We start from the raw sequence: 6,982 nt of genomic DNA on the forward strand, positions 1-6,982 counted from the left end.
GGGAAGAACTGTTGCGGTTGGGGCGCGGGGGCACTCGGAAACACCGGCTGCATTCGCGCCAGCTCGCGGCGGTGCCGCTCGGCGAGCACCGCGGCGAGCACCAGCTCCGGCGGGGCCCCCGGCGGGGGCGGCGGGGCGATGCGCGACACGACGTCACCGGCGATCCGATAGGCCATCTGTTGACGCAGCCCACGGTCGAGTTGTGGTGCGCGGGAAAGGAATTGGCGTGCGACCTCGGCCCGCGCGGGGTCCAGCCCGGACAGCTGCAGCGAGGACGCCCACCACGCCAGCGACGGCGGCATCACCGGCGGCGGCGTCGATCTGGGCCCCCGCTCGCTGACCACGACGGTGCCGGCGAACACGTCGCCGATGCGTTTGGCCTTCGGCGACAACATGCTGCAGATGACGGCGGGGCTGCCCGCGAGCATCCAGATCTCGACCACCGACGCCAGCGCGCGAAACAGCGCCTGGCGGAAGCGTTCCGGGCCGCCGTCCTCGGAAACCACCCGCAAGCCCATCACGATCTTGCCCACCGACCGGCCCCGCGTGGCGGTTTCGAACGCCACCGGATACCCGACGATCACCAGCACCGTGAAGATGAGCAGAACGGCGGCGCTCAGGGCGCTGTCGAACTGGGTCAGAGTGGCCGCCCACAACATCAGGCCGACGACGTAGCCGATGAAGATCACCGTGATGTCGATCAGCGCGCCCACCGCCCGCACCGGCAACTGGGCGATCTGCACGTCGAGCACCACCGCGTCGCCGGTCACCACCTCGGGCATAACCCCGAACGGTACAGGGTGCGGCGGCCCCGCCGATTAGGCTGCGCAGGGTGGACGTCGACGCATTCGTGCTGACCCATCGCGGGACGTGGGACCGGCTGGATCGGCTGGTGAAGAAGCGCCGGTCGTTGACGGGCGCCGAGGTCGACGAACTCGTCGAGCTCTACCAGCGGGTCTCCACCCACCTGTCGATGCTGCGGTCGACCTCCTCGGATTCCGTGCTGATCGGCCGGCTCTCGAGCCTGGTCGCGCGGGCGCGCTCGGTGGTGACCGGCGCCCACGCGCCGTTGACCAGGACGTTCGTCCGGTTCTGGACGGTGTCGTTTCCGGTGGTCGCCTACCGCAGCTGGCGGTGGTGGGCGGGCACGGCGGCGGCGTTTTTGGCCGTCGTGGTGGTCATCGCGATGTGGGTGGCCGGCAATCCGGACGTGCAAGCCGCCCTCGGAACGCCAAGCGACATCGACGAATTGGTCAACCACGATGTCGCGTCGTACTACAGCGAACACCCCGCCGCGGCATTCGCCCTGCAGATCTGGATCAACAACTCGTGGGTTGCCGCTCAGTGCATCGCGATGTCGGTGCTGCTGGGGCTGCCGATCCCGATCGTGCTGTTCAACAACGCCGCCAACCTCGGGCTGATCGCGGGGCTGATGTTCCAGGCCGGCAAAGGGGGCATCCTGCTGGGCCTGCTGGCCCCGCACGGGCTGCTGGAGCTGACGGCGGTATTCCTCGCCGGGGCGACGGGGATGAGGCTGGGGTGGTCGGTGATCTCGCCAGGGGATCGTCCCCGGGGACAGGTGCTCGCCGAACAGGGCCGTGGCATCGTGTCGGTCGCGGTGGGGCTGGCGGGTGTGTTGTTGGTCTCCGGCTTGATCGAGGCGCTGGTGACGCCGTCGCCGTTGCCGACGTTCGTGCGGGTGGGCATCGGGGCCGTGGCCGAGGCGGCGTTTTTGTTCTACGTCGTGTATTTCGGCCGTCGCGCGGCGAAGGCCGGCGAGACCGGCGACATCGAAGACGCACCGGACGTGGTGCCCACCAGCTGAGCCGCGAAATTCACAGCCGCCCGCTGGCTTTCATCGCAAGGTAGCGGTCGGCGAGCTCCGGCGCGATCTCGGTGGGCGGGGCGTCGACGACTTCGACCCCGCTGCGGCGCAACCGCGTCGCGATCGCGCGCCGATCGTTGCGCGACCGTTCGGCGGCCGCCGCGTCGTAGACGGCGGCGGCGTCCGAGCGCCCGGCCGCCATCTGGTCGACGCGGGGGTCGGCGACGGCGCCGACCATCACGTGGTGCTTGCCCGACAGCTGCGGCAGCACCGGCAGCAGGCCCTCGTCCATGGCGGCCGCGTTGAGGTCGGTCAGCAAGACCACCAGCGATCGCCGCCTCGTCCGCCGCGCGATGGCGGCGACCATTGCGCGCCAATCGGACTCGATCAGCGCCGGTTGCAACGGGGCCATCGCCTCGACCAGCTGGGCGAGGATTTCGGTGCGCGAGGCGCCGAACACGCCGGCCCGGCTCACCCGGTCGTGGGCGAGGAAGTCGACGTGGTCACCGGCTCGGGACGCGAGCGCGGCCAGCAGCAGCGCGGCGTCCATCGACCAGTCCAGCCGCGGCCAACCGGCGGGATCCGCGGCGGTCGGGTCGACGCCCACGCGGCCCGCCGCCGTGCGCCCGGTGTCGAGCACGATCACCACCCGCCGGTCGCGTTCGGGTCGCCAGGTGCGGACCACGACGTCGGCGCGGCGCGCCGATGCGCGCCAGTCGATCGAGCGGACGTCGTCGCCGACGACATACTCGCGCAGCGAATCGAATTCGGTTCCCTGCCCGCGGATCAGCGTCGGCAGGAGCCCGTCGATCTCCCGCAGCTTGGCCAGCCGCGACGGTAGGTGCTTGCGCGACAGAAACGGCGGCAGCACCCGCACCTGGCCCGGCACCGCCTGTGAGCGCTGGCGGCCGGCCAGCCCCAGCGGACCGATCGATCGGGCCGTGACGGCGGCCGCGCGCTGATCGCCGCGGCGCACCGGCCGCAGCCGGGTCTGGACGCGCTGGTGTTGGCCGGGCGCGATCTTGAGATCGTGGCTGCGCGGCTCGGCGCGCGCGCTGGGCGGCCAGGCGTCGCGGACCCGGCCGCGGAACCGCCGGCCGCCGTCGTTGTGGATCAGCAGGTCCACCTCCACCGGCTGGGCCAGGCGCGCCGAGCAGTCCGGCGAGCGGACGAAGCGCAGCCTGCGGGTGCTCGCCGCCAGCGCGGCGTCGACGACAACCAGTACCGACAGAAGCGCCAGCAGCAGCACGAAAGCCCGTGCCGGCCAGGGTGATAGCGCGATCGGAAGGACGCAGATAAGCGCCAGCAGCCCGGTACGTCCGGTCAATACCATGGTGCTAGCGGGGCACCGGAACCGACGCCAAAATGCCGTCGAGGACACCGTCGGGGGTGGCCCCTTCGAGCTCGGCCTCCGGGCGCAGCATCACACGGTGCCGCAGCGTCGGGCGGGCCATGGCCTTCACGTCGTCGGGGGTGACGTAGTTGCGCCCCGACAGCCACGCCCAGGAGCGGGCGGTGGCCAGCAGCGCCGTCGCCCCGCGCGGCGACACGCCCAGCTGCAGCGCCGGCGAAAAGCGGGTGGCCCCGACGATGTCGACGATGTAGCCCAGCACCTCGTCGGCGATCAGCACCTGTTGGACGGCCTGGCGCCCGGCGGCGAGTTCGGCGGGCCCGGCCACCGGCGTGATCGCCGACAAGTCGCGGGGATCGAAGCCGTGCGCGTGGCGGCCCAGGATGGCGATCTCGGCGTCGCGTGACGGCAGCGCGACGTTCAGTTTGAGCAGGAAGCGATCCAGTTGGGCCTCGGGCAGCTGGTAGGTGCCCTCGTACTCGATCGGGTTCTGGGTCGCCGCGACGATGAATGGCTCGGGCAGCGGCTTGGCCTCGCCCTCCACGCTGACCTGACGCTCCTCCATCGCCTCCAGCAGTGCCGCCTGGGTCTTGGGCGGGGTGCGGTTGATCTCGTCGGCCAGCAGCAGGTTGGTGAACACCGGGCCCGGCCGGAACACGAACGCGGCGGTGCGCGCGTCGTACACCAGCGAGCCGGTGACGTCGCCCGGCATCAGGTCCGGGGTGAACTGCACCCGCTTGAACTCCAGCTGCAGGGCGGCCGCCAACGCCCGGACCAGCAGCGTCTTCGCCACGCCCGGAACACCTTCCAGCAGCACGTGGCCGCGGCACAACAGCGCGATCACCAGGCCGCTGACGACGCCCTCCTGCCCGACGACGGCCTTGGCGAGCTCACCTCGCAACGCCAGCAGCGCCTCGCGCGCCGATTCAGCACCTGTGGTCTCGGTGGGGGTTGGTTGAGTCACCTTTGTGTGACCTGCCTTTCGATGTCATCGAGCGCGCGGGCGAGTTGTAAGAGGTCACCGTCGGTGGCCGGGGGCGGCCCGAACAGGTGGTAGTAGACGAATCCCGGGTCGGCGCCGCAGCGTCGGGCCACGGTGCTCACCACCGCCGGCGGCGGCGCGGCCGGGCCCAGGCCCAGCCGGGGCAGCATCCGCTGCACGGCGGCGGCGCGCAACGCCGCGGCGGCACGATCGCGCGCGCGGCGGGACCGGTAGAGCCGGCCGCGGCCCTCGACGGTCTCGGACGCGCGCACCACGACGGGCAACTCCTCGGCCACCAGCGGGCCCGGACGGCGGCCCTTCCACACGGCGATCAGCAGCACGACCAGGCACAGCTGCCACACGATCCAGTCGACGTTTTCCGGAATCAGGTCGAAAACCGAAGCCGGGGGCGATGTTTCACCCTCGATGCGGTGGGGCGCATACCAGACGAGCCGGGGCCGATCGCCGGCGAGGTTCATCGCCAGTGCGGCGTTGCCGGCCTGCGACAGGCCCCCGTTGGTCATGAAGTCGGTGTTGCCGACGACCGTGAGGGTACGCCCGTTGGCGCGGTACCGGACCAGCGCACCGTCGTAACAGCTGGCCATGTCCCGGCCGTTCTTGGCGTGATAGGTGTCGCTGAGCCCGAAGCGGACCGTTCCCGCGCGATTAGCCTCTCGCAGGGCGCAATTGGGGCTGGTGTCGAAGGCGGCGGTGGTGGTCGACCTGCGCACCCCGGGCATCAGCGCCTCGCGGGCGCGCGCCGTCGGCTCCACCAACAGGAGATCACCGGGGACTTTGGCCAACCGGTCCAGGGTGTCGTCGGCGAGGTACTGGGTCTGCGCCACCAGGACCTGTGTGCCGGGTCGCGCCGCCGCCTCCACATCGGCGATGGTGTCGGCGGCCACGACCTCGACGCCGCCGTCGCGCAGCAACGCCACCAGCGCATGCGCCCCGCCGGGCTCGGTCGATCTGGGATCCATCCGGGCGCCGGGCCGCGGTGCGCTCAGGTAGGCACCGATGGCGGCGACGACGGCCAGCACGACCAGGGTGAGAATCACCCAGGCCCACAATCGCCATCGGCGAGTCGACGTCCCGGTCGCGGTGGGGGCGCTCACCGGACCTGCGCCCATGATTCGGGGGCCGCGGGCCTGCCCGCCGTCGGCGAGCCGGCCGCAGAGCGCGACCGCAGATGGTCGTCGAGCGCGACAACCATCCGGTAGGCCGCCTCCGTTCCGGGCTGCTCACCATAGGTCACGTCGTTGAATGCCGTTGCCGCCTCCGACAATTCGTCCCGCAGGTGGGGCAGCACCGTGCCGGCGTCGGAGGCCAGCTCGTTGGCGGTGCGGCCAGGGACCGGCTGCAGGATGTCGGTCTCCTCGAGGTGGCGCGCCACGGCACGCAGCCGATGGCGTATCGCAGCCGACCAATCGCCTTGCGCGGCATAGCTTTCGGCGGTCGCGCGATGCTGTGCGGCGGTGAGCTGAGCGGACTCGAACAACCGGTAGTCGCCGCCGCGGTTGGTGCGCATGGTGCGCCGCGCGACGTGGATGGCGACGATCACCGCGATCGCCAGCAGGATGAGCAGCACGGTGGTGGTGATCCACCCGCCGGGAATCTTGGCGGTCTTCTCCAGCAGCCGGTAGAGCTGTTCGTTGACCCAATCGGCGAATTGCTGGGCCGCGGAGCCTTTGGAGTAGATCGGCTTGCCCAGTTCTATCTCCGCGGCCTGACGGGCGGCATCGCGGTCGATGTCGATGGAGGGCACGGTCAGCGGGTCCTTAAACCGGGCGGGTGAGCCAGAGATTGTCGGTGGACGCGACCGCGTACGGGCCGCCGGCGGCGCCGGTCTGCAGCACCAGGTCGAACGCCTCGGCCCGCATCCGGCGGTCGGTGTAGAGCAGCACGATGACACCGGCGTTGAACGGCGCGGTGATGATCTGCCCGATCGCCGACCCGACCGAGGCGATCGCGGTGCCCAGCAGCAGCGTCCCGGTCGTCGGGGTCTCCCCGGCGAGCATGATCTGGCCGGCGATGCTGAACGGCAACGCGACGGCGTTGCCCACGAAGGAGGCCACGATGAACGTCAGCGCCCGGATCCCCAACACCCGCCAGAAGCTGTTGCGCACCAGCGCGAACGACCGGCCGATCGCGTCCATGACCGGCAGCCTCTCCAGGACGATCAGCACCGGCGCGAACAGCACCACGGTGTAGAGGTAGACCAGCGCCGCGATCACCGCGAGCACCATCGGCAGGCCCAGCAGGACCGCCGCCGCCCCGCCGCCGATCGCCGCGACCAGCGCGATGATCCCGACGGCTAGCGCGAGGATCGTCACCAGCGCGGCGGCCTCCAGCAGCGCCAGCCCGAACAGGGGCAGCAACCGCCCGCGAATCTTCGCCCACGTTTCGCCGATGGTGATCGGCGCCCCGAACACCGCCCGGCCGACGATGACGGTGAGCATGCCGGACAGCAGCGTGCCGCCGAGCCAGGTGACCAGCAGCCCGGCGGCGACCGACCCCATCCAGGCGCCGACGATCCCACCGCTGAGCTCGTCCGAGCGCGCGGCGGTGATCCTGCCGTACGCGGCCAGCGGGCCGACCGTGGCGGCCAGCGAGACGATCTGCATGAGGACGACCAGGATCGCGGTCAGTCCGAGCGTGGCCCGGGGGTTGGCCCGGATGTAGCCGACCGCGCCGTTGAAGATGTCGCTGAGGGTCAGCGGTCGCAGCGGGATGATCCCGGGTTTGACGGCCCCGGGGGCGAAGTGCGGCTGACCGTATGCGGACGCGGGACCGTATCCGGGCGGCGGGGGATAGTAGCCGGGGG

Annotated in this window: 7 protein-coding genes; 1 reads left to right on the plus strand and 6 read right to left on the minus strand. The window is 71.3% G+C overall.

The genetic code is table 11. The annotated features are described in order from the left end of the window. Positions 1–782 (minus strand): RDD family protein (locus BST11_RS26225; protein ID WP_142276592.1); only part of this gene is annotated, 782 nt, incomplete at its 3' end. A 50-nt stretch (positions 783–832) separates the two neighbouring features. On the opposite strand from BST11_RS26225, the gene BST11_RS26230 reads away from it, so the two are divergent. Next, positions 833–1,825 (plus strand): stage II sporulation protein M, encoded by a 993-nt coding sequence (locus BST11_RS26230; protein ID WP_083141094.1) that lies wholly within the window; start codon positions 833–835, stop codon positions 1,823–1,825. Between the two features lie 10 nt (positions 1,826–1,835). On the opposite strand, the gene BST11_RS26235 is transcribed toward BST11_RS26230, so the two are convergent. From BST11_RS26235 to BST11_RS26255, 5 genes are all read right to left on the minus strand, one after another. Next, a complete protein-coding gene (locus BST11_RS26235; protein ID WP_083141095.1) occupies positions 1,836–3,158 on the minus strand; it encodes a DUF58 domain-containing protein in 1,323 nt (440 codons plus the stop codon). A gap of 4 nt (positions 3,159–3,162) precedes the next feature. After that, entirely contained in the window at positions 3,163–4,140 is a 978-nt protein-coding gene (locus tag BST11_RS26240) for an AAA family ATPase (RefSeq protein WP_083141096.1), read from the minus strand. Next, positions 4,137–5,288 (minus strand): DUF4350 domain-containing protein, encoded by a 1,152-nt coding sequence (locus BST11_RS26245; RefSeq protein ID WP_083141097.1) that lies wholly within the window; start codon positions 5,286–5,288, stop codon positions 4,137–4,139. Before BST11_RS26245 ends, BST11_RS26240 begins: the two co-directional genes overlap by 4 nt. After that, a complete protein-coding gene (locus BST11_RS26250; RefSeq protein WP_083141098.1) occupies positions 5,270–5,923 on the minus strand; it encodes a DUF4129 domain-containing protein in 654 nt (217 codons plus the stop codon). Before BST11_RS26250 ends, BST11_RS26245 begins: the two co-directional genes overlap by 19 nt. Positions 5,924–5,936: 13 nt before the next feature. Next, on the minus strand, positions 5,937–6,982 hold a 1,046-nt coding region (locus BST11_RS26255), incomplete at its 5' end, for a DUF7847 domain-containing protein (RefSeq protein WP_083141099.1).

Source organism: Mycobacterium alsense, from assembly GCF_002086635.1.
Taxonomy (GTDB): domain Bacteria; phylum Actinomycetota; class Actinomycetes; order Mycobacteriales; family Mycobacteriaceae; genus Mycobacterium; species Mycobacterium alsense.